We start from the raw sequence: 24,155 nt of genomic DNA, 5'->3' as shown, positions 1-24,155 counted from the left end.
TTTAATTTTTTATGGCTGCCCCTATTATTGCATCTCTAAAATAAATTATTCCAAGTTGATTTAAAGGATTTTTCATATCAATTTTATCTTTTTCTTCTTCAGGAATTTTTATCATAGTATTACTAAGTATAGCAAAATAAAGATTATCAGGCAAAACATATCCTGCTTCACTTTGTATTCCAAGGGCTTTTCCCGTATAATGAATCATTAAACGCTTAGAATCAAGATCAGTAAGAAAAATACCGTAACCCATATAAGACTTACGACCTTCTATATCTTTTGCTAAAAAATATTTAGTAGTCATAAGTTTATACGACTTCTTAGAAAGAATTTTCTCCTCATTTAATGCCCTATACCATCTAATAAGATCAACCGGTGTTGATATTATACCACCGTCAGCACAAGGAACTGCTAAAAAATCAGCAGTTACAGGAGTAAATATAGGTTTATTACTATTATTAGGCGTTAAAAAATATCTTACCGGATAATTAGAACTAATAACGTTTTTTTGGATTCTAGCGGCTTCACTATATGAAGCAAAACTAGTAGATTTCATATTAAGCGGTTTAAAAAATTCATCATAAAAAAAGTTAGCTAAATCTTTTTTAGCCACCTTTTCTATAATCATACCGAGTATAACAAAATTAGTATTACTATATTTAAATTTTTTCCCTATAGATATTTCTAAAGGCTTAGAAGAAACAAATTGTAATATTTTCTTGTGAATCTCTTTCTTAGGCATATTTAAATCAAGTTTAACAAAACTAAAATATTCAGCAATACCACTACTATGCGTTAATAAATTATGGATAGATATTTTATATGCCCAATCCGGCACTTTTCCACCCCACATTTCCGGATCAAGATATTTATAAATTTTATCGTTAATATTTAATAATGCCTGTTCTTGTAATTTTAAGATTCCCGCTGCTGTAAAAGGCTTTGTAGCAGAAGCAATAGGCATCATTTCATTTGCTTTTAATTGCTCACCATTTAAAGCAAAAATTCCTTTAGCACCGGTTAATAAAGGTTTATAATCATCGGCAAACATAAAAACAGCATTTAAAAATCTATTACTTATATATTCTTTTTCTGCTTCATTGATTCTTTGCTGTATATCTGCAAAACAATCAATACAATTAGTCATAAAAAAAAGCAGCAATAAAAAATATCTACGAATCATAACTGCAACACTCCACAAACTTATCAATAGACGTCTTACATAACGCAGCTAATAAAAAGAAATTTGAAGGAGACACGGAACGCAGAACCACAGCGTACACTTGACATGAGGATTCGAGTACCGGATCGACATACAAATTACCTTTAGAAGCAAGTTATGTAAGACGTCTATTAAAATAAAACGGTAATTTTGCTTCTAACTTAAGCTCTTGACCAAAAATTTTTTCAGATAAACATATAGTATTAGCATGCAAGAACATATATTTACTATACGGCATTATTTCTTTATTACCATATTTATCATCTCCAAGTATCGGACAACCTAATAATTTAGCATGCAACCTTAATTGATGCATTCTACCTGTAACTGGCGTAAATTCAATTAAAAATAAGTTATTATCAAGTGATTTAAGTACTTTATAATAAGTAATGGCAAGTTTACCATTTTCACTATCAATATCAGTAATTTTAGGTGTACTTCCTTTACTCTTTTCTATATTACTTCTAACTTCGCCTACATTTTTAATTGGCTTCCCATAGGTTACGGCAAAATATGTTTTTACAACCAATTTTTCTTTAAAAGCATCATGAAGTTTTACACTACTTAAATAATTTGTGGCTATTAAGAGCAAACCGCTTGTTTTTTTATCTAATCTATGTACTAGTTTAAAATCAGCACCTTTATAATTCAAATATTTTAGTGCAGAGTCAATAGATAAATTTATTTTACTGCCGCCTTGAGTAGCAAGACCTGCAGGTTTATTTATAGCTATTAAATTATCATCTGCATATATCAAATAATCGGTAGTAATTTTCTTCGCTAACTTAATTTCAGCGTTGGTAAAAACTAATTTTTCAGGTTGCTTAACAGGTAAATTAAACTTATCGTTAATAAAAATTTTATCGCCGCCCTTTACTCTTAAACTCGCTTCTGCTTTCTGAGAATTAACGGTAATTTGTTTTTGACGTAATGCTTTCTCTATTACTCCTTGAGTCAATAAGGGATATAGACGTTTTAAATATTTATCTAATCTAGAAGAAATAGGAGTATTGAAATCGATGATCATATTTTTAATAAATTAGGAACTTTTTATTAAAAAATAGCACCAAATTATTATAGACAAAAGGATTATAGCAAAAAGCTGATGTATAGAGGCAATTATTATAGGTACAGAGTATAAAAGAGTAATTATTCCGGTAGATACCTGCATAAATAATGCAATCATTAGAAAATACGCTATCTTATTTAATTTCGGATGTTCTATTTTTAACAAGCAAATTATCAAAACTACAACAACCAAAAATACGCTATAGCCGCCTAAACGATGTATGAATTGTATAAAAACCGGATCATACCAATTTTTAAGATCAACGAAATTATCTTTTATCTCCATCGGGATAAAACTATCATACATTAGCGGAAAACTATTATATATCAGCCCTGCATCAAGCCCTGCAACTAAAGCACCTAAAAAAATTTGCACATATACTACAGTAATAGCAATACCGGAAAATATTAATGGTAATTTAAAATCTGTTTGTGACGAGATTAACAAAATATCACAACGATTTTTTATTAGTTGATAAAAAAGTATGTGATAAATAATTACGGCGATAATTAAATGAAAAGCAAGTCGAAAATGACTAACATACGGGCTATTTAACAAGCCGCTTTTAACCATATACCACCCCATAAAGCTTTGTACGCAAAATAACAACAAAACAATTATATAAGGTATGTCACGATTTTTTATAATATCTTTAAAATAAAAATATATTAAAGGTACAATATATATTAAAACTGTAATTCTACCGAGTAATCGATGTATAAACTCTAACAGATAAATAAACTTAAACTGTGATAAAGTAATTCCGTAATTAACAGAGTTATATTCAGGAAAAGCTTTATATTTAGCAAATTCCGCTTGCCAGCTTTCAAAACTAAAAGGCGGAAAAATACCAGTTACCGGACGCCACTCAACTATAGATAAACCAGAACCGGTAAGCCTTGTTATCCCCCCTATAACAATCGTCGCTATGACCATTATACAACTTATACACAACCATTTTGTAATTAAACTTTTCTGCACTTTTATTTTAAGTTTATGTTTTTTTTATCGCGTCATTACGGCATTGCTATGTCATCCCCGCGTAGGCCTTGTTGCGTGGATAGGTTTATCATTTATCATCCCGCGACTTGATCGCGGGATCCAGCTAAAAATACTAATCATATTAGTATTTTTTATTATTTTTATGGACCCCGTGGTCAAGCCCACGGGGTGACATTAAAGATTACTGGATTCCTGCTTTCGCAGGAATGACATATTTATAACCCTCAAATCAAGACTCTGCATTCTTTTCCGTATCTTCGACGGTATTAGAAGGACGTTTCTTATTTGATGTTTTATTACGATATCTACGTTTTGTCTTTTTTGGAGTAGCTTGTGCTGCTTCTAAGCCGGCATTACTTTCTACAACTTTCACCTCTTCCACAACGCTTACGGTTTGCTCTACCGATTCTTTTGCCTCTAAACTCTTATCTTTTACTTCATTAGCAATATTATTACTATTATTAGCTGTTTTCCATTTATGTTTATTTTTGCGTAACTGTTCTTTTTTCAGCTCTTCTTCAGTATAATCGGCATTATGATTCTGAATTACCGGCTTAACAGAATTAACATTATTGTTATTTTTCTTGAACAGCTTCACTTTTTCAATCGAATAACTATCTGATGTAGCATTAGGATCGGAATAAAAATTAAGCTTTATATTATATTTTTCTTCAATAAATTTTATCTCAGCACGTTTATTATTAAGTAGATAAATAACTGAAACGATATTGGTAAAAACATTTATTACATCAATTCTTTCTTCAAAAATTTCATTCTCTATAGTACGTAAAATTAACATAGCATTAGCGTCACTTGCTCTAATGACTCCTTTACCGTTACAATGAGAACAAATTGCCGAATTAGTTTCTAAGAAAGAAGAACGTAATCTCTGCCTTGAGAATTCAAGTAGTCCAAACTGACTAATATTACCGGTTTGTATACGAGCACGATCACGACTTAAAAACTCTTTAAAGGATCGTTCAATAATTTTACGATTCTTAGCTTCGCTCATGTCTATAAAATCAACAACTATCAAACCTGATAGATCTCTAAGCTTTACTTGCTTTGCTACTTCTTTGGCTGCTTCTAAATTAGTTTTTAGTGCCGTTTCTTCAATATTTTGTTCAGAAGTTGATTTACCGGAATTTACATCAATTGAAATAAGAGCTTCCGTAGGATTAATAACGATATATCCTCCTGAAGGTAACGTCACTACAGGCTGATATAATTTAACTAATTGCTCTTCTACTTGAAACTTAGTAAATATAGGAGTTTTACTTTTATGCTCTTTCAGCTTTGCAAGCTCTGAAGGTAATAAATCCTGCATAAATTTTGAAGCGTCTTCATAACCCTCTTGTCCTTGAATTACCACCTCTTTAACATTGTGATCGCACATATCACGTATGGTTTTACGTATTATACTATCTTCCTCATGAATAAAACACGGAGCCGGAAATTTAATAGTACTTTTACGAATTTTATTCCATAACCTTACTAAATAATTATAGTCTTTCTTTAAATCTAAGGTGCTACTTCCTCTACCTGCGGTTCTAACAATGACGCTATAAGCATTTTTGTCACCGCTTACTATTTTATTTAAAATATCTTTCAGTCTTTTTCTTTCTTCCCCGTTTGATATTTTACGCGATATACCGTTTTGCGAACCTTTATTAGGCATTAAAACACAATATTTACCAGCCAAGGATACATAAGTAGTAAAAGCGGCGCACTTATTTCCTCGTTCTTCCTTAGTAACCTGCACTAATAATATTTGGTTTTTTCTTATTACTTCTTGAACTTTATATTGTTTATATTGCGGAATATTTGACTCAGAGGTATCGCTTTGAATCATTTCAATATCATCAGCCGCTTCTAAATTAAGTTCTGACTGGCATTTACTCTCTACTAAATCTTCTATGGTTTTTAGGTCAATTTCTTCACTATCAATCAAAGAATCATATATAGCAGCCGGTTTCTCTTCATCATCCTCAACCGTAATATTTGAAAGAGCTATTTCAGGAAAAGCATTAACTGGAAAATTTCTCTCCGAGGTAGGCAAATTGTAATAGTTAGGATGGATTTCACTAAACGGTAAAAAACCACTTTTATCCATTCCGTACTCTATAAAAACAGCTTGTAACGACGGTTCTATTCTTGTAACTTTTGCTAAATAAATGTTACCTTTATTTTGTTGTCTTACGGTTGTTTGAAATTCAATATCTTCTATATTGTTGCTTTGTCCTAATAAAACTACTCTTGTTTCGCTTGGAAAATTAGCATCAATTATAATCTTTTTATTCATTTATCTTGCTCACTAACTTGAAGAACAAATAATTAATATAATGCTTGTATCTTAAGAAAAATCATTGTTTATCTTGTATTAATTTATTTAAATAGATAATTTATCTATGAGTAAAGAGCAAAAATGAAATTCTAGATAAACTTCAAATAACACCTCTTTAAAATACTAAAAAATATATTATTATTTTTCTTACATTAAAATATTTTCATATTATTTAATTCATTAATTTTTTTAAAATTCAACAATAATTATATACAAATTATAAATAAGACTACCATACTTGATTAAAAGCTGATAATCTAATAACTATCCATATATACTTAAATAATGGAATTACGAATCTCTTTAATTTTTAAGATAATAATCTTAATCATTATAATTATGAGTTATATACAATGTATTTATGTTTAGCAAACACTTAATTTATGACTTTAAAAAACGATTACAAAACTATTTTTTTCTCACTTTTGGGAATATTTATTTTTTCCTGTATCAATGCTATAAATTTTTATAATTTTAAAATCTTTTTACTGCTAAATAAAAATCTAGGTGGAGAACAAATAAATCATATCAATCAAACTAAATTTATAGGTTCGATAATCGCAGGCTTTGCCTTAACACAGTTAATTAATAAGTTAAGTAATCAAAAAATTATTTTAATTAGCTTATCTTTATTAATTATTTGTACAATAAACCTAATTTTATTAAATAATTATACTCTAATTAAAATTAATTTTATTGTAATTAATTTTGGAACATTTTCATATTTCACTTCTATAACATTAGACATTATTGAGAGTAGCAAAGAAAAGAAATATTTTTTTTTAGCTTGTATAATGTTGTTATGGGCGGGTGGAAACTTAATGGTAGATTTATTAAATCCATTTATAACACCGACAAATAATACTATAATAATTTGTGCATTATTATATTGTATCAATATACTAACCGAATTTCTGCATTATAATCCTACATCTCATAAATTAAATTTAAATTCCAAATTTTCATCCTTAATAAAAAATGTCGAATTACAATTATTGACAGGCTTCGTAGTTGCTTATGTCACCTTGGATATATTATGGTATTATGAAGCTTTTGCATTAAAGAAAGAATTAGCATTAATTAATTTAAGACTTATACTAAAATATATTTTTCTAGCAATATGTTTTTCTATAATTCCTATATGCTATATATTAAGCAAAGTAAATAAATATTTGGCTAATTTATCACTAACTATAATTCTGCTCGTCTGCTTTATTTTACTACCGCTTCATGGAACTAATCAAAACCTTAATATGTTATATATAATACTAATCGGTAGTTGTTTAGGATCCATTTATATTTGCAATATTTTAATACTAATTGATAAATTTAGGGATTACGAACTTAGAACAGCTTTATTTTCGTATTTTTCAATGTGCAGCATCGGTACATATGCCGGAGCTTTATCATCTCATGTACCTTACGGCACTATTAACGGCAGTGATTTCTTATTTTCTGTTTTTGCCGTAGTCGGTAGTTTTGTAGCTTATCATTTTTGGTATTTTATTAAGTATACATTATATAGATTTTAATAAGACTTCTTGCATAACTTGCTAATAAGGGTAATTTGTACGTCGATCCGGTACTCGAATCCTTACGTTACTTGCGTGTACGCTGCGGTTCTGCGTTCCGTGTCTCCTGCAAATTTCTCCTTATTAGCAAGTTATGCAAGAAATCTTATACTAACATAGACTAAGATCAACTTCAAAAAGAGCAAGGAATCCACAAGGTGAGGAGCGGCGCGTATACTTAATACGTGAGTATCGCAACTCTTTTAGGATGACGCAGCCAATTTTTGAAGTTCATCGAGTATATGTGTAATATTCTGTAACATAATATAACTTGTATAATTTGGCATTAAATATTAATATTTAAATATATTTTTACAATGCCTAAAATGCAGCAAAGTACATTATTAAAACCGGTTAGTTGTTACGGAATCGGGGTCCACTCAGGAAAACGTACCCAGTTAACTATAGAACCCGCTAAAGAAAATACCGGAATTATATTCATTAGAACCGATATATCTTCTGAAAATAATTATATTGAAGCTAACTATTTCAATGTTTCCGATACCTTGTTATCTACCACTATCAGTAATGGTCATAAAGTTCAAATTTCAACAATTGAACATTTAATGGCAGCACTTTGGGGATGCAGCATTGATAATGCAATTATTAAAATTGACGGTCCTGAAGTACCAATTATGGACGGCAGTAGTAAACCTTTTGTGTTTATGATTGAGTGTGCAGGAAAAAAATTACAAAATGCTCCTAAAAAATATCTAAAAATTTTAAAAGATATAAAAGTAGTTCATAAAGATTGTGAATTATATTGTACTCCTTCCGATCACATGACTGTAGATTTAACCATTGATTTTAGTAGTAAAGCTATAGGCAGACAAAATCTAAGTTTTAGGGATCAAGAATCTTTTACTAAAAATATTGCGGATGCTAGAACTTTTGGCTTTATAAGAGATGTTGATTATTTGAAAAGCAAAGGGCTTGCCCAAGGTGCCTCATTTGAGAATGCTATAGGAATAGATGAGCAGGATAAAATCTTAAATCCAAACGGCTTACGTTATGAAGATGAATTTGTTCGCCATAAACTATTAGATTTATTCGGTGATTTATATACCAACGGCACTAGCATTGTAAGTGCAATTAAAGGCTACAAAACCAGCCATGCTCTTAATAATGAACTATTGCATAGAATATTTAGCGATACTACCTCTTACAAATTTGTAACTAGCAGTGAGTTATAATAATCATTTCATATTGTTAAATTTCGTTTGCTTTTTTGCATCCTTTTTAAATTTTCACTTTTGGTCCTTTTTATTTCAGCATTATTAACTTTATCTTTATCCATAGCTTTAGTTAAAGGATTATATCCTTCGGCTTTACTAGGATTTTCATAAAATGGATTCATTACATTTTGAATATCTTTAACATAGCTCTCTTTGCTATTATCCATTGTTATTTTATTTTCTCTAAAAAATTCTTCTAAACCGTTTCTTTTTATTTCAGAATTAAAACTGCCTATTATTTCTCGAAATTTTTGTATTTTTTGGTCTTTATTCATACTCCAATAATTCTTATCCGTTATTAATTTTTTTAAAGCTAATGTTTGCAATACTTGATTTTTAGTATAATTCTCTAATTGTTCTAAATTTTCATATATAGGAGTATCTTGTTTTTTATATTCTTCATTTATATTTAATTTAAATATTGCTTTTATTTCTATTTTTTCCTTTTCAGTAAGACCGTCGATAATTAATGATGCGGTTGTCACTACACCGTAACCCGTAGCTTTTAATATATCAAGCACATTACCGCTAGCACCTTTAATAATAGAAGCGACCAAATTTGCGGCTCCACCTAAATTATTTCCAAATATTCGTCCTGTACTTTTCAATTCATTTACATTTAACTCATACTTATCTTGAGTAGCATACTTACCTGCCGTTTGCGGCGTATATAATTCATTTTTCAAAATATCTTTTAAGCTCGGTTCTAATGATAATATATAATCTTGCTGACTTTTAGCATTTCTGTTATGTACTAATAAATTATTCTCTTTATGAAGTTTACGCAAATCATGCACTTTCAAAGTCTCATTTACAGCTTGAATTCCTAAGCTAACTCCTGAAACAACAGCTACAGCTATAATTATCGGTGATATAGGAGTAAAAAGTCCAGAAACTGTAATTGCTATAGAAGCTATGGAAACTGCATAACTTAAACTATTGCTAAATAATATTTTACCGATTTTACTTTGTCTAAAACTAGTCCAATAAGATTTTAACTTATTAAATATTTTTCTAACCCTTGATTTTTTTGACATTTATTTTTCTCTCCAAAGAACAAATATTTTTATAAAATTTTCTTTTATTTAATTAACTTCTCTTACAACTTAAATTATAGTATAAATTCTAATAAAAAAAACAAAATAAATGTCTGGAAAAGAATTAAATAAAATTGTTACAGCCATCTTATTGGCTAGTTTAATTGCTATGATGGTTGGATTTGTTGCAAATATATTATACAAGCCCACTCTAGAGTTACAACATCGCGGCTACAGTGTTGCGGTTCAAGAATCATCAGAAAATCAAAATACTACTGCACTAGAGCAAGCACCGGTAAATATACCAGAATTAATAAAGACTGCTAACGCCGATAACGGTCGTGAAATAGCCAAGAAATGTTTAATGTGTCATTCTCTTGATAAAGACGGTCCAAATAAACTAGGACCGCATCTTTGGAATGTAGCAGGCAGACCAAAAGCAAGCATAGCAGACTATAAATATTCCCCTGCTCTATCAAAACTTGGCGACGTATGGGATGATGATAGTTTATTTGCTTTCTTACATAAACCAAGTATCTATGCACCAGGAACTAAAATGTCCTTTGCCGGTATCTCAAAACCACAAGACATAGCTGACGTAATATTATTTTTAAAAACTTATGTTCATGATAAATAATTATCTCACCGAAATATGGTTAATAATAGGCATAATTTGCATAGTTGTTGAATTCTTTGCAGTTCCAAGTATTGGGTTCTTATTCTTTGGGCTTGGAGCGTTATCAAACACTCTTGTGGTATATAACTACCCTCTAGTTAGCTTAACAAATCAAATAACATTTTTTGGTATATTATCGCTTATTTGGTTTTGCATATTATATTATCCTCTTAAAAAATATGTTTATAATAAAACTGATAAAACAAAAAATTACTCGGATATGATAGGCAAAACGGTAGAGGTTTATAGTTCTACAGTTTCTTCTGATACTATAGGACAAGTAAGATGGTCCGGTGCTATTATGAATGCTTACCTTGTTCCAAATGAAATCGATGCAAAAACAGGCGACCGACTTTTTATTATCGAAGTTAAAGGGAATGTACTAATTTGTTCTAGAGAAAAACCTAATAATAATTCTTAGCAAAATATTTCTAAATGACATTGCCCGCGTAAATACAAGTACTCATTGCAAGTAGGTATTGTGTTACGTGGATCATTTTATGTCATTCCCACGGAAGCGGGAATGACACTAAATGCATTTTCCAGTCCAACGCGGGCAGCCTCTCTAAATATTCTCTTTAAACCAATCAAAAACTTTTTTAAAGAAGCTACTATTTGCATCAAGTCTAGTATAAGCAAATTCTTTTTGCTGTTTTAGAGCATGAATTTTTAGCATTCCTATAGTTGCTGAATACATGGCCGGATTATAGTCTTCTATAAAACCGGCAATAATCTCCGGTTTACCGATTCTACTCTGTTTTTCAAAAATTTTATTTGAAAGCTCTTTAAGTCCTCTAAGCTGAGACCCACCGCCGGTAATTACAACTCTAAAAACTTCAACCTGCCCTTTTGTTGCTTTATCATATTCGGCTTTTACTATTGATAATATTTCTTCGGCTCTTGCTCTTATTACCTCCGCCAATTTATAAATTGTTACGGAAGTATTTAAAGTATGATGAGTATCAACCTGAAAAGCCTCCATATTTATAATACTATCTTTTTCAAATAAAGGTATCATTGCATTACCGTATAAAATTTTTAATTTCTCTGCCGTAACAAGATCAAGACCAAAGACTTTAGCAATATCCGAACTAATATGAAAACTACCTATATTTACATGCCCCGTATATATTAATTTACCGGCAAAAAAAATGCCGAAAGAGGTAGTTTTATCCCCCATGTCGATGATAATCGAACCTAGATTTTTTTCATCATTCGTAAGACAGCTAATAGCAGAAGCATAAATTGCTAGAGTAATATTTGTGACTTCAACATGACATTTAGCGAAGCATTGTACAATATTTGATAACATATTTGAACTAGCAGCAATAATATGTAATTCACAACTAAGTTCTCTACCGTACATACCTATAGGATTCTCGACTGAATTATTATCAAGGGTAAATTCAAGAGGAAAATAATGAATAATTTCTTGGTTTTTAACTTTAAATTCAAGTAATGCTTTTTGTAGTAACTTTTTAATATCCTGCTGCGTTACGGTTTGCCCGTTAACTTTAATGGTATAATTAATATAATAAGATTTAGTGTCGGCACCTGATAACGATAATATAACTTTTTTTATATTTTTACCGCAATCTTTTTCAAGTGCGTAAATTGCTGAAACAATGCTAGTTTCAGCATTTTTTAAATCTGATATAACTCCTGATTTAATACCTTTAGAATGATGCAAATTTTGGCTAGCTACTTTAATTTCACCTTTTTTACTAATATAGGCAGCAATTACGGCAATCTTACTACTACCGAAATCAAGTGTAACAAAATTTGATATTTTCTCTTTCATTGTTTTATGCTTGTTATTCCAAAAACGTCATTGCGCGAAGAATTACAAAGTAATGCGACGAAGCAATCTCAGGATGCTTGATAAGAGTGCCACGTCGCAACTACGTTTCTCTTCGCAATGACGATTCTCAGTACTTCTCTATATAATACTTATGCTTATCCCTTAAATCCAAAACCTTATAATTTTGGTTAAATAGCTTATTAGCTTTATTTAGTGCATCGACATATTTTAATGCTTCTTCAAACTCTTTTTCAGGTAACTTAATACTTATATTACCTTTAAGATTTAAATCCCACCTTCTATCTCCGAGTCTTACAGCAGCTGAAGTTTTATTCATTAATGCCGGATATTTCTGCAGCTCTAATACTAATGTACCTGCATAGATATTCGCCCCTTCCCCTACAACATGTAATAAATGAGGAAAAGGTTGAATATTTTTACTAATTTCGTAACCTTCTTCATCGACTAAGAAAAGCTGATTATTAATTTGCCAAATAGCAATAGGTTCTCTTTCAAATAATTTTATATATACCGTATTTGGTAATCTTCTACTGACATATACTTCCTTGATCCATTTATTTTTCTTTAAATTATTTCTAATTTCGTCTAATTTAAGAGCAAAAATAGGACTGCCCTTATTCGCATTTAAAACCTTTAATATTGTAGGCTCATCGACATTTTGCTGTCCTTCAATAATAACATTCTCAAGTTTAAACCCAAGTTTTGTTGTTGTTTGGTATATATTTGTTGTTAAGTAGGTTTTTATGCCGGCAAAATATTTTGTAAAAACAAATAGACATACAAAGATAATTAAAGCAATCTTAAGCCCTAATATTGCTTTTTTGTAAATTAGTCCTAATTTTCGGCGTAATGAGATATTATTAGTTTTTTTTGTTTGTTTTTTTTTATTGGAGCTTGTTTTTTTTCTCATGATTCAAAGCTTGCCGTCTTTATAATTTCTTCAATTAAGTTAGTAAAATTTATCCCTGCATAAGCTGCAATTTCCGGCACTATTGATAAAGGCGTCATACCTGGGTGAGTATTTATCTCCAAAGCATATAACTTGTTTGTTTGCTCTTCTAAAATAAACTCTGCTCTAGCAGGACCTTTACAATTCATTGTTTTATAAATTTTTTCTGATTCTATAAGTAATTTCTCATATAAATTAGCAGGTAGCGGAACAGGACAAAGATGATCAGCAAATCCTTCGGTATATTTAGTTTCATAATCATAGAAACGATTCTTTAGTAATTTAATCTCTAAAGCTCCAAGAGCTTTGCCGTTTAATACCGCTACTTGTAATTCTTGCCCTTTTATATATTGTTCTATTATTACCTGATCACCGTAAGGAAAATCATAATCGGCAAAGTTAAAATCATCTTCTGCAAATATCACCTCAACACCAATACTTGAACCTTGTGTAAGAGGCTTAATAACGTACGGTCGTTTCATAGGATCATTTTTTATATTATCGCTTTTATTTACAACAATGCTTTCTGCCATATTAATATTATTCGTTAAAAACCAGCTCCTAGAATGTATTTTATTGAATGCTAAAGCTGAAGATAACACGCCGCTATGAGTATAAGGAATCCGCATTATATTAAGTAATCCTGGTAAACAACCGTCTTCACCATATGTACCGTGCAGACAATTAAAAACGATATCAGGTTTTATTTCTTGTAATCTAACTGCAATATCCGCTCCCATATCAATAAAGGTAACTCTATATCCTAATTCAATTAAAGCTTTACTAACTCCTTCGCTTGACACTAACGATACTTCACGCTCAGCAGACATACCGCCCGCCATTAATGCTATATGCTTTTTACCGGTACTACTTAATATTTTGACTATAGAGTGTTCTACCCAATGTGTTTGATATTTATGCATGTTTTTTCCTTTCTTATTAAATCCATTGTAATTCCTAACTAAAAGCGGCCTTGTTGCATAGCTCGAAAAACCTACTCGATGTCATCCCCGCTTTCGCGGGAATGACATAAAACTAGCTGCAACAACGCCATTTTTAATTAGGGATGACGTCCGATTCTCTTAATCTCCCACTCTAACTTAACCCCGCTATCTTCAAATACTTTCTGCCGGACGAAATCACCTAAATCTTCTAAATCCTTAGCGGTAGCATCACCGTTATTTATCATAAAATTACAATGAAGTTCTGACATCGAAGCACCGCCTATTCTATAGCCTCTAAGCCCCGCTTTGTCAATAAGTTCCCAAGATTTACGCCCTTCAGGATTTGCAAAAGTACTACCGCCCGTACGCTCTTTAATAGGCTGTGTAGATGATCTTGCATTATTTATTTCATTCATCCGTAATAATATATTTTCACTATCGCCTTTATTTATTCTAAAAACAGCTTTGAGAATAATTAAATTCTTTGGTAAATTATTACTGCGATATTTAAAACCGATTTCTTCATTTGTGAATGTTAAAAAGTTTCCTGCAAAGTCAATCGCTTCAATCTGCACTACAATATCTTTAAATTCAGAGCCGTAAGCACCGGCATTCATAGCAACACCGCCGCCGATAGTCCCTGGAATACCTACTAAAAACTCAAAACCGGAAATAGCATTTGCTTGACAAAATTTTGCTAAATTATAATTAAGACAGCTGCTACCTACTATTAAATGATTATCTATAAACTCAATATTGCTAAAATTCTGACCAAGTTTTATAACGACCCCTTCTATGCCGCCGTCTCTTATAATAATATTTGAGCCTGCTCCAAAAGTCTTTATAGGTAATTTTTGCTTATTTTGTATTAAGAAACTTTTTAAATCTTCGCTATCTAAAGGTTTAAAGAAATTTTCAGCATTACCGCCTACTTTAAACCATGTTAAGTGTTTTAAATTATAATCTTTTTTATACTCGCCTTTTACTATCGGTAAAATTAACATATTTAGTCCTGCTATTCGCTTGACTGTTATCTTCACTCTTTTGTCCCCTAGTTCGCTTGACCCTATGTTATACGAACAGATGTCATTCCGCGAAAGCGAGAATCCAGTTTTTTACATAAATTATATAAAAATTTAGTATATAATTTTCTTTGTTTTTATCATTTTTTTCTGGATTCCCGCTTTCGCGGGAATGACATAAGAGCTATGCAACAATACCAGTCAAACCACGGTATGACAGCTAAAGCCACGGGATGACAATCTCCCATCTAATTCATTAGCAAAACTTGAAATATTACCTGCTCCCATCATAATTATCATATCACCGGAAGCTGCATTATCTATAATAACTCCAACCGCATCATCTAGCTCTGCTAGAAAATTTGCTTTATCGTGATGTTTATGCTTAGTAAGCTTATCAACTAAACTTTGTCCTGTAATTCCTTCTATAGGGTTTTCACCTGCAGCATATATATCGGTAATATAGAGTATATCGGCATCAGCAAAGCAAAGCATAAAATCATCAAATAAATACTGCATTCTTGAATATCTGTGAGGCTGAAAAATAGCAATAACTTTACCGTTTTGTTTATTTGCTATATTTTTAGCCGTCGCAAGCGTTGCTTTGATTTCCTCAGGATGATGAGCGTAATCATCGATAATTGAAGCCTTATTATATTCAGCTACTTTAGTAAATCTCCTCTTCACTCCTTTAAAATTATTAAAACCGTTTTTAATAGCTTTAATACCGAAATCTAATTCTATCCCAACGGCAATTGCAGCAAGACTATTTAAAATATTATGTCTTCCGGGCGTTGGAATAGTAATTTTTTCAATAATCGTTGTACCTAGTACATTTGGTAGACTAATTTTTACGTCAAAAGTAGAGGAGGCAATATCAGTGTTAATATTAAACGCTATAATATGAGCATCTTCCGAATCGATGCCGTAAGTAACAATCTTCCTTTCCGTAATATCGTCTACTAACTTACGAACTATTTTATGATCGATACAACAAACGGCAAAACCGTAAAACGGCAAATTATTAATAAAGCTTCTAAAAGCACCAATTAATGTTTCAAAATCTCTATAATAATCTAAATGTTCAGGATCAATGTTAGTTATTATCGCAATAGTTGATGGAATATGAATAAACGTTGCATCCGATTCATCGGCCTCCGCAATTAAATAATTACTTGAACCAAGATATGCATTAGTCGATTTATTATTGATGATCCCACCGTTAATAACCGTAGGACATAAACCGGCTGCCTCAAATAAACAAGCAACTAAAGAAGTAGTAGTGGTTTTACCGTGCGATCCCGAAACTGCTACTGAACATTTTAATCTCATAAGTTCAGCAAGCATGTCCGCACGTCTAATAATTGGAATTTTACGCTCCAAAGCTTCTTTTATTTCAGGATTCTTTGGATTAATTGCCGATGAAATAACAACATACGACACATTGGTAATGTTCTGCTCGGCGTGTCCTAAAAATATTTTAATGCCGTATGACTCAAGCCTTTTTGTATTATAATTTTCTACTAAATCGGAACCTTGTACTTTATAACCTAGATTATGTAATATCTCAGCAATACCGCTCATGCCAACGCCGCCGATACCTATAAAATGTATAGTTTCTAAGGTTTGATTAGTTTTTTTTAATTCAAGTAACAGCATTTAAGTTTAATCATTTAAAATTGAGTTCTACATATAGATTTTAAGTAACATTGTCAAGCACTAACTGTGTCATACCGCGACTTGATCGCGGTATCCAGTTTAAAATATTAAAATCATTGATATTAAAAGTTATTTTTATGGATACCGTGGTCAAGTCACGGCATGACATCGGAGTCTTTTTCAAGAGCCAGGCAACAAAACCGGTTCAGTATGACAATCATTAAACTTCATCCACCCTGTCAAATTTTGCTTCGGAATAGAAGTTTCCTTGTAGCCCACCGACTTTTAGATCAATTAAAAATTTAGCTATTTCTCCGTTTTCTACGAATTCAGCTACCGTTGCAATACCTAAATCTTCTGAAATTTTAATCAATCTTTCTACGAAATACCTACTTTGTACATCACTTGTAATACTACGCACATATTTACTGTCAATTTTGATAATATCAATTGGTAAGCTTTGAAGTTGTTTAAAAGAAGTAAAACCCGCACCAAAATCGTCTAATGCAAATTTACATCCGTACTTACGTAGTTTATTAATAAATAAAGTTATTTTATCGTAATGCTCATTGAAAGAAGTTTCCGTAATTTCAATAATTAAACGATCCCGAACATTATGAGCTTTTAATAAGTTTTCTGCTATTTCCCATAAAGCTTCATCGCCTGTTCCTATATTTGAAATATTAACGGCTAACATTAAGTTTGGGTTGCGGGCAAGTTCATTAACAGTCATTTCTAAAACAATTTGATCAATTATAAAAATTAATCCTTTATTTTCAGCAATAGGGATTATAGGACCTACGGAAATATAAACACCGTTCTCGTCAGGTATACGAAGCAGACATTCATAATAATGAATCTTCATAGTATTGCGATCTATTACAGGCTGATAAGCAAATCGCATAGTCTTTTTTGCTAAGGCTTGTCGTAGTAAGTTAAGCTGAAGATTAGATTTTCTTATATTTTCCAAATCATGTTCTGTACTGCTATATTCACGGTAATAATAATTATTATTTTGTGAAAGTAACATATTTAATGTTTTTTCAATTTCTTTAGCATTATTACTTACTTTTGGAAATTTAATACTAGCAATATAACAATTCATATAAATTGCCGGCTTCTGTTCATTAATATAAAGCTGCAAAAATAAATATAATTTTCTAGCAAAATTTTTAATTAAGTCAGAATCAGTAGTATTTAGGATAAATAATATTCTATCTTTCTTTATTTTCTTAAACTTTGAAAAAATATTAAGTTCTTTGCCTACATCTTCAATGATTTGATCTAAATCTTCAATTATAAAATGCTTACCCTGCTCTATAAATTCTATTTCATCATAATTAACTAATCTACAAGCAAAACATACGCCTTTTTCCAATTTATCTATCGCATCTTGTAAATCTTTATAATCCGTTATTAATTCCGACATTGCCATGTGTATCATAAAATTATATACTTAAGAATATTAGGACATTTTTACTGTAAATGAAACAAAAATATGAACCGCATAGAAAGGATACAAGAAAAATTAAGTTTGTTAAAACCACGTTTTCAAGAAATAATAGATGAAAGCTATAAACATGCTAGTCATTATAACGGAATTCACAGCCATATAAAAATAAGAATTTCTGCAGAAACATTACAAGGGAAAAGCCTAATTGCCAATCATCGCACTATTAATAACTTACTTACCGATGAATTTAATAGCGGCTTGCATGCTTTATCGATAGAGGTACTATGAAAACAAATAATATTTTAAAAGTAGCCGTTGGAGCTAGCAGCGTAGCACAAAAAGCCTTAAATAGTATAACGGATAAAAGCTGTGGCATAATTGAGGATAAAATACTTAAAGGGAATTACGTCACTCGCGAAGAATTTGAAAAATTACAAACTTTAGTAATAAAACTCAAGAAAGAATTAGCAGAGTTAAAGAGCAAATAATTAATCAACTGGTTTCAGAATTTTCTATTTTTGCTTTTAGCTCTTCTATTTCTTCTATAGTTAGTCCTGTTGAATCTGCTATTATATTGACAATATCTTTAAGTAACAAGTTCTTTGCTATTTCTATGCTTATTTCAGCTTTCCCTTTTTCACACTGTTCCGTCTAAAGCTATTTCCTAGGCATCTTCCATTAATTTCGCTCTTATATAGGAATCATATTCTGCGGCGGTGAGGTTATGCATTTCTATTATATTTCATCTAATACTTTCTCGCTCTTTATATTTGCAGGTGGGCTGTTTTATGTTTCTGCACACTTAAATAAATGTAGCCACTCATCTATAGTAGTTTCAATCTTATCTTTATCAAAATTTTTAAGCTCTATAAATACATAGGAAAAATCAAATAAATATTGCTTATTTGTTTTAGTTTCAAGCATTTTATGAAGACTTATACAAGGTACTTCATCATCAAACATTTTAGTCTTAATAAGTGAAATAACTATTACCAGTAATAAATCTTTATGCTTTATTCCTTGTGTAAGTTGCTGTACGTAAGAATGAGCAGAATAATATTGCACTCTTTTTAAGTAATCGCTTTCATTTCTTTTTTGCATCTCGATTATATACCAGCTACTGGCTTCATCTTTAACCTTTAAACCAAATATGCTTTTTGTTCCCTTTATCGAGCATAGGTACTTGCTCTACAGGTATAAATTCTATTGCTTTAATTCTAAGCCCCTCAGGTAGTGCAAGAACTGCATTGATAAATTCCTTGAACCTCTATAAATCACGAAAGATTTTTTTAAATACACTATCATTAGTGGGATCTAAATATCTTTGCATATTAATTATTACTTTTGGTATTACTCATATTATATAGCTTTTTAAGTAATCAGTAAATAATACTAGAATATGTACTTTTAATAGAATAATTATTGCTATTTTTTTAACAAAAATTACGTACTTTGATCCGTTCTAATGGATACGATTGCTGACATGCCGGGAACTAGATTAGCATTTGGGGATTCAAAATCTATTAAAACAGGTACACGTTGTACGCTTTTAGTAAAATTACCGGTAGCATGATCTGGTGGGATTAAGCTAAATTTAGAGCCGGTAGCAGGAGCAATATTACGAATCTTCCCGTAAATTACCTTTTTAGGCAAAGCATCAAATTCAATTTTGACTTTCATGCCGGACTTAAATTTCTGAATTTGTGTTTCTTTAAAATTAGCCTGAATATACATAGTATTATCTTGAACTATAGAAAACAACGCCCTACCCGGTACTATGTAATTTCCGACTTCTAAACTACTATTACCGAATATACCGGGTACCATAGCAATAAGTTTAGTATTTTGTAAGCTCCTGAAGGTTACTTTTTTATTTTCTTTTAGCTCTTTAAGTTTTTCCTGTTCTGCTGCTTTTTCAAGCTCAAGAAGCTGTAAATGTTGCTTAGATATATCTAAATCTAATTGTGCTTGTTTATAATCCGTTTTGGCTTTTTGATATGCGTTTTTAGAATCATCTAACGTTTTAGAGCTAGCAAATTTTGCCTTATTTAATTCCTGCACTCTCATAACATCTGTTGCAACAATATCAAAGCTTATTTTATTAAGCTTTAATTTTTCAGCTGCTTGCTCTAGGCTAATCTGCCCTATTGAGATTTTTTGCTCTATAATTTCTATATTTTTTATGCAAGCTTCAATAGATGCTTCAAGTGCTGCAAGCTTTGCCTTATAATCTCTATCGTCAATTTCACCTATCAGATCGCCTTTATTAACTTTAGTATTATCGGTAACAAATAACTTTATTAAAACACCGCTAACTTCAGCACTAACATTTGAAATATCTGCATCTATGTAAGCATTATCCGTGGATTGTGTATTTGCCCAAACATAAATTCTATATCCCAAATAAATACATATGATTAAGGCTATAATAATTACATATTTAGTAAATGGATGATGTTTATATTTGTCGATAGCTTGTTGTAATACACTCGGCATAATTAACTTCACCAATACCCTCTATGTTTCAGAAAATAACAAATTGGTATAGAAAGAATATATATAACTGCAATTAACGGCAGTGAATACCATGGGTATATGATAAGATTTATAATAACAATAGCAACTAAAATCATTGCAAGCGATAAATATTCAGGTTTAATACTCAAATTTTTTGTTGAGATTGTAGGAAGCCTACTAGCAAGTAGAAAAGCTATAATAGCCAAATATATATTAATTGTTATAGTGTGAGTACGGGTATTGATATTTAATAACGTACCGATTTCAAAATCTATCATTACAGGCATTAAAGCAAGTAAAGCACCACATGGGGCAGGTACACCGGTAAAAAAATAGTCAGTTTTTTTATCTTGTTTCGGTTGATAAATACCAACGTTAAAGCGAGCTAAACGTAGTGCCATACACACTATAAATAATAACATTACCGCTGATGAAAATACCTTATACTCATATTGTTGAAAAGACCATAAATATATCAGATAGGCAGGAGCTATACCGAAATTAGCAAAATCGCATAATGAATCAAGCTCTGCACCAAATGGGCTAACTGCATTTAGCATCCTTGCTATTCTACCGTCGATACCGTCAATAATTGCCGCTACTATAATGCAATATACCGCAAGTTCCCATCTGCTATCCAAAGCAAATTTTATAGAACTCATACCGGTTACTAAACCAAGCAACGTAACAAAGTTGGGAATTAACTTTATTAGAGGTACAGGCTTAGTTATTATAGATTTACGAATTTTTAACAATTTTTATACTCAAAATGTATTTATCACGTCATTGCAAGGAAAAAACAGTGTGGTTGCATGGCTGTCAATGTCTCATTCCCGCGTAGGCGGGAATGACATAAACAAACCATGCCTATGGCTGCTCGCAATGACGGTTTTAAAGTTATGAGGCTACTTCCTCTCAAACTTAAATTCTGTTGTCTTTTTACGTCCAAAATCAGCAATGATAGTTTCACCGCCTATAGCAGTCTGCCCTTTACTCACTAATAAAGCTGTTTTCAACGGTAGATAAACATCTACTCTGCTACCGAAACGAATTATACCGTATCGCTCGCCCGTTTTAACTTCATTACCCTCTTCTAAATCACAAACTATACGCCTTGCTATAAGTCCGGCTATTTGAACAAAAACAATTTTCTGACCTTGAGCAGTTTCCATTAATACTGATTGACGCTCATTATAAATACTAGCTTTATCGAGTGAAGCATTAAAAAATTTTCCTGGATTATAATGAAGTGCTAAAATTTTTCCGTTTGCCGGGATTCTATTAACATGGACATTAAAAATATTTAGAAAAATACTAACTCTAATCATTTCCACATCACCAAGCCCTAATTCCGGAGGCGGCAATGCTTCCTTAATTTCTTGAATTATTCCATCTGCAGGACTTATTACCAGATCATTACTTATAGGCACAACGCGATCAGGATTACGGAAAAAATAAATACACCAAGCAGTAGCAATACATCCAATACAGCCAAGTTTTTCATTAAATGATGCTAATAAAAAACTTACTAATGCAAAGCTAGCAATAAATATATATCCTTCGCGGTGAATAATTTTAAATAAATCATTATATTGTTTCATTTTAATCTCTATGAATCTCCTTATTATTTTTAACTATGCCTGCTCTGCTTTATCCTCTTGGTTCTCACTCTCGTTTTCATCTTCGTCTTGAGGGGTAGCTTGGACTTCTTGCGCAGAACCAAGAGCATATACGCATAAATCCGGGAGTGGAACACCGTTTTTTTTTGCAAGATCATTTAGCTGTGATATTGCTTTCATAACATCATCAGAAATAGTACCGCCTCTTTCGTCAGATAACCATTTTGCTTGAAATTGTAGCGGATGATGCCCTTCTTGAGGCGTACCTATATAAAACTTAAACTTGGCTCTTTGTCCACTAAAATCGCAGTCAAATTCAAACTCTTTATAATGTGCCATAATTATAATGTGCCATAACTTTATGAAATAATTATATTAATATTATTATAACAATAAAAATGCAAATCTAAAATAATTTCTTGTCTAATATTTTTTAAGTTTTTTAGCAATATAACGATTTGAATATAGCAATTTATCGCCAGAATCTATAATTATCCCGCCTGCTTCCTTAATAAAAAGCTCAAATGCATAATATAATGTAAAATTTAATAATGATAAACATATTAAATCCGCTTTACCTGACGCTACAAGCATAGCCCCATAGCAAAGAGAACCAAAAGATCTAATATTATCTACCTCTATCTCCTCCAAATCATTATGATTTACATCTTCAATAATTGCTAAACAGTTTTTTAAATCGGCATTATCGGAAACTCTAAGTCTTAATCCTTGATAATTAGAGTTTAAATTATTTTTTTCTATCCAAGCTCCCTTACCTTTTTCAGCATAATAAATTTCATTAAGAGCAGGAAAATATATTACTGTAGAAGTAGGAGTTAAAACTTCTTGATTCCTTTTTAAATAAGTTACGGATATCGCAAAAAAAGGTATGCTTCTGGCAAAATTATTTGGGCTATCTATAGGATTAATTAAAAAAACACTCTCATAATTATTATTTAAATTGAATTTATCCTCCGGAAAAAATAAATATTGTGTATGTTTTTGTAATTCTTCACATAATAAAGTTTTTAATTTTACATAAGATCGCTTACAAAATTCTTCATTTCTTACAGAATTTTTTTGTAGCATTTCGAGTTCTAAAAAATCTCTATGCAAAAACTTAACAGCTTTACGCAGGGCATTAATTAATAAATTAGTTATAGGTTGCATTTGATATTTTTACTTTAAGATATTAGTTTTAGCAATTATGTCGTATGGCTTTAAAAAATTGATACCATTCCTCACTAAAAGCATTGCCTGAGTGGATGCTGAAAGTCGTCATTGCGAGGCAAAACTGTAAGTTTTGACGAAGCAATCTCAGGATATTTGACGAGATTGCCACGCAGCCTACGGCTGCTCGCAATGACGGGGTGGTATCCACACAGGCAATGCCTTCGCTGGAATGACATCCATAGTTCAATAAAACAGCTTACTTCGCTCTCTCAACATATGTCATATCATCAGTTTTAACAACAATTTTTTCTCCTATTTCTAAATATTGCGGGACCTTAACTTTAATACCGTTTTCTAAAATTGCTGGTTTATAAGAAGCGGTAGCGGTTGCTCCTTTTATTACCGGATCAGTTTCACTAATTTCAAGTATAACAGTTGTAGGAAGCTCAATATTTAAAGGCTTATCATTATAAAATTCGACTTTAACAATCATATTTTCAGTTAAGAAAGATAATTTTTCTTCTAACATTTCCTTGGAAATATTTATTTGATCAAAATGTTTGGTATCCATTAATACCAAATCATCACCTTCAAAATATAAAAATTGATATTCTTTTTGTTCAAGTGCGGCTTTTTCTAAATAATCGGCAGAACTGAATCTTTCGTTACGCTTTGTCCCTGTTTTTAAATTTTTCATCTCAACTTGTACATAAGCTCCACCTTTCCCGGGTTGAGTATGTTCCGGTGTTTTGCTGACAACCCATAAAGCATTATTATAAACTAATATGTTACCTGTTCTAATTGAATTTGCTGAAATTTTCATATATCATACATTTAAGAC

At 31.2% G+C, this 24,155-nt stretch carries 24 protein-coding genes and 2 pseudogenes; 7 read left to right on the top strand and 19 right to left on the bottom strand.

The window, feature by feature from the left end; translation table 11 throughout:
• Window position 1: 1 nt before the first annotated feature.
• Window positions 2-1,183, bottom strand: a complete 1,182-nt coding sequence (locus RAT170B_RS01210) for a serine hydrolase domain-containing protein (protein WP_041404307.1) — start codon at window positions 1,181-1,183, stop codon at window positions 2-4.
• Window positions 1,184-1,227: 44 nt separating this feature from the next.
• Between RAT170B_RS01210 and RAT170B_RS11990 the strand changes: the two are divergent.
• Window positions 1,228-1,356 (top strand): annotated as a pseudogene (locus RAT170B_RS11990) (palindromic element RPE1 domain-containing protein); the annotation flags it as partial.
• Here RAT170B_RS11990 and RAT170B_RS01205 read toward each other — a convergent pair.
• The 3 genes from RAT170B_RS01205 to RAT170B_RS01195 form a co-directional block, all read right to left on the bottom strand.
• Window positions 1,338-2,249, bottom strand: coding sequence for an RluA family pseudouridine synthase (locus tag RAT170B_RS01205; RefSeq protein ID WP_045805384.1), 912 nt, complete (start codon window positions 2,247-2,249; stop codon window positions 1,338-1,340). The pseudogene RAT170B_RS11990 and the gene RAT170B_RS01205 sit on opposite strands and share 19 nt — an antisense overlap.
• Window positions 2,250-2,261: 12 nt before the next feature.
• On the bottom strand, window positions 2,262-3,272 hold the full coding sequence (locus tag RAT170B_RS01200) for a COX15/CtaA family protein (protein ID WP_045805383.1): 1,011 nt from the start codon (window positions 3,270-3,272) through the stop codon (window positions 2,262-2,264).
• Window positions 3,273-3,522: 250 nt separating this feature from the next.
• Window positions 3,523-5,595, bottom strand: coding sequence for an Rne/Rng family ribonuclease (locus RAT170B_RS01195; RefSeq protein ID WP_045805382.1), 2,073 nt, complete (start codon window positions 5,593-5,595; stop codon window positions 3,523-3,525).
• A 425-nt stretch (window positions 5,596-6,020) separates the two neighbouring features.
• Between RAT170B_RS01195 and RAT170B_RS01190 the strand changes: the two genes are divergently transcribed.
• Both RAT170B_RS01190 and lpxC read left to right on the top strand, forming a co-directional pair.
• Window positions 6,021-7,169 (top strand): MFS transporter, encoded by a 1,149-nt coding sequence (locus RAT170B_RS01190; protein WP_045805381.1) that lies wholly within the window; start codon window positions 6,021-6,023, stop codon window positions 7,167-7,169.
• Between the two features lie 365 nt (window positions 7,170-7,534).
• Window positions 7,535-8,401 (top strand): UDP-3-O-acyl-N-acetylglucosamine deacetylase, encoded by an 867-nt coding sequence (gene lpxC / locus RAT170B_RS01185; protein ID WP_045805510.1) that lies wholly within the window; start codon window positions 7,535-7,537, stop codon window positions 8,399-8,401.
• An 8-nt stretch (window positions 8,402-8,409) separates the two neighbouring features.
• On the opposite strand, the gene RAT170B_RS01180 is transcribed toward lpxC, so the two are convergent.
• Window positions 8,410-9,480, bottom strand: coding sequence for a hypothetical protein (locus RAT170B_RS01180; protein ID WP_045805380.1), 1,071 nt, complete (start codon window positions 9,478-9,480; stop codon window positions 8,410-8,412).
• Between the two features lie 109 nt (window positions 9,481-9,589).
• Between RAT170B_RS01180 and RAT170B_RS01175 the strand changes: the two genes are divergently transcribed.
• On the top strand, window positions 9,590-10,117 hold the full coding sequence (locus tag RAT170B_RS01175) for a c-type cytochrome (protein WP_045805379.1): 528 nt from the start codon (window positions 9,590-9,592) through the stop codon (window positions 10,115-10,117).
• Window positions 10,101-10,577, top strand: coding sequence for an NfeD family protein (locus tag RAT170B_RS01170; protein WP_012152576.1), 477 nt, complete (start codon window positions 10,101-10,103; stop codon window positions 10,575-10,577). The genes RAT170B_RS01175 and RAT170B_RS01170 overlap by 17 nt, the downstream gene beginning before the upstream one ends.
• A gap of 144 nt (window positions 10,578-10,721) precedes the next feature.
• Here RAT170B_RS01170 and ftsA read toward each other — a convergent pair whose 3' ends face one another.
• The 6 genes from ftsA to RAT170B_RS01140 form a co-directional block, all read right to left on the bottom strand.
• Complete coding sequence (ftsA, locus tag RAT170B_RS01165) at window positions 10,722-11,957, bottom strand: cell division protein FtsA (RefSeq protein ID WP_045805378.1); 1,236 nt, start codon at window positions 11,955-11,957, stop codon at window positions 10,722-10,724.
• Between the two features lie 127 nt (window positions 11,958-12,084).
• Window positions 12,085-12,888, bottom strand: a complete 804-nt coding sequence (locus RAT170B_RS01160; RefSeq protein WP_014014038.1) for a cell division protein FtsQ/DivIB — start codon at window positions 12,886-12,888, stop codon at window positions 12,085-12,087.
• A complete protein-coding gene (locus RAT170B_RS01155; RefSeq protein WP_045805377.1) occupies window positions 12,885-13,850 on the bottom strand; it encodes a D-alanine--D-alanine ligase in 966 nt (321 codons plus the stop codon). Before RAT170B_RS01155 ends, RAT170B_RS01160 begins: the two co-directional genes overlap by 4 nt.
• Before the next feature lie 137 nt (window positions 13,851-13,987).
• Complete coding sequence (gene murB / locus RAT170B_RS01150) at window positions 13,988-14,875, bottom strand: UDP-N-acetylmuramate dehydrogenase (RefSeq protein ID WP_045805376.1); 888 nt, start codon at window positions 14,873-14,875, stop codon at window positions 13,988-13,990.
• Window positions 14,876-15,094: 219 nt separating this feature from the next.
• The gene (murC, locus tag RAT170B_RS01145; protein ID WP_045805375.1) at window positions 15,095-16,552 is read right to left on the bottom strand and encodes a UDP-N-acetylmuramate--L-alanine ligase; all 1,458 of its coding nucleotides are present in this window, start codon (window positions 16,550-16,552) and stop codon (window positions 15,095-15,097) included.
• A 220-nt stretch (window positions 16,553-16,772) separates the two neighbouring features.
• Window positions 16,773-17,996, bottom strand: coding sequence for an EAL domain-containing protein (locus RAT170B_RS01140; protein ID WP_045805374.1), 1,224 nt, complete (start codon window positions 17,994-17,996; stop codon window positions 16,773-16,775).
• A gap of 54 nt (window positions 17,997-18,050) precedes the next feature.
• On the opposite strand from RAT170B_RS01140, the gene RAT170B_RS01135 reads away from it, so the two are divergent.
• A complete protein-coding gene (locus RAT170B_RS01135) occupies window positions 18,051-18,293 on the top strand; it encodes a BolA family protein (RefSeq protein WP_045805373.1) in 243 nt (80 codons plus the stop codon).
• Complete coding sequence (locus RAT170B_RS01130) at window positions 18,290-18,493, top strand: hypothetical protein (RefSeq protein ID WP_004996338.1); 204 nt, start codon at window positions 18,290-18,292, stop codon at window positions 18,491-18,493. The genes RAT170B_RS01135 and RAT170B_RS01130 overlap by 4 nt, the downstream gene beginning before the upstream one ends.
• Before the next feature lie 298 nt (window positions 18,494-18,791).
• Here the strand turns inward: RAT170B_RS01130 and RAT170B_RS01125 are convergent, their stop codons facing one another.
• The 8 genes and pseudogenes from RAT170B_RS01125 to efp form a co-directional block, all read right to left on the bottom strand.
• On the bottom strand, window positions 18,792-19,112 hold the full coding sequence (locus RAT170B_RS01125; protein ID WP_232048159.1) for an Rpn family recombination-promoting nuclease/putative transposase: 321 nt from the start codon (window positions 19,110-19,112) through the stop codon (window positions 18,792-18,794).
• A 25-nt stretch (window positions 19,113-19,137) separates the two neighbouring features.
• Window positions 19,138-19,335 (bottom strand): annotated as a pseudogene (locus tag RAT170B_RS11985) (hypothetical protein).
• A 113-nt stretch (window positions 19,336-19,448) separates the two neighbouring features.
• Window positions 19,449-20,501 (bottom strand): HlyD family secretion protein, encoded by a 1,053-nt coding sequence (locus tag RAT170B_RS01120; protein WP_045805372.1) that lies wholly within the window; start codon window positions 20,499-20,501, stop codon window positions 19,449-19,451.
• An 8-nt stretch (window positions 20,502-20,509) separates the two neighbouring features.
• On the bottom strand, window positions 20,510-21,277 hold the full coding sequence (locus tag RAT170B_RS01115; RefSeq protein ID WP_045805371.1) for a CDP-alcohol phosphatidyltransferase family protein: 768 nt from the start codon (window positions 21,275-21,277) through the stop codon (window positions 20,510-20,512).
• A 150-nt stretch (window positions 21,278-21,427) separates the two neighbouring features.
• Window positions 21,428-22,123, bottom strand: a complete 696-nt coding sequence (locus RAT170B_RS01110; RefSeq protein ID WP_014014028.1) for a phosphatidylserine decarboxylase — start codon at window positions 22,121-22,123, stop codon at window positions 21,428-21,430.
• Window positions 22,124-22,156: 33 nt separating this feature from the next.
• A complete protein-coding gene (locus tag RAT170B_RS01105; RefSeq protein ID WP_014014027.1) occupies window positions 22,157-22,480 on the bottom strand; it encodes a DUF2610 domain-containing protein in 324 nt (107 codons plus the stop codon).
• Window positions 22,481-22,564: 84 nt separating this feature from the next.
• Complete coding sequence (locus RAT170B_RS01100; protein ID WP_045805370.1) at window positions 22,565-23,311, bottom strand: inositol monophosphatase family protein; 747 nt, start codon at window positions 23,309-23,311, stop codon at window positions 22,565-22,567.
• A 259-nt stretch (window positions 23,312-23,570) separates the two neighbouring features.
• The gene (efp, locus tag RAT170B_RS01095) at window positions 23,571-24,137 is read right to left on the bottom strand and encodes an elongation factor P (RefSeq protein WP_014014025.1); all 567 of its coding nucleotides are present in this window, start codon (window positions 24,135-24,137) and stop codon (window positions 23,571-23,573) included.
• Window positions 24,138-24,155: the final 18 nt, after the last annotated feature.

Origin of the sequence: Rickettsia argasii T170-B (genome assembly GCF_000965185.1) — a bacterium.
Lineage (GTDB): Bacteria > Pseudomonadota > Alphaproteobacteria > Rickettsiales > Rickettsiaceae > Rickettsia > Rickettsia rickettsii.
This window is presented reverse-complemented; position numbering and strand designations above follow the sequence as displayed.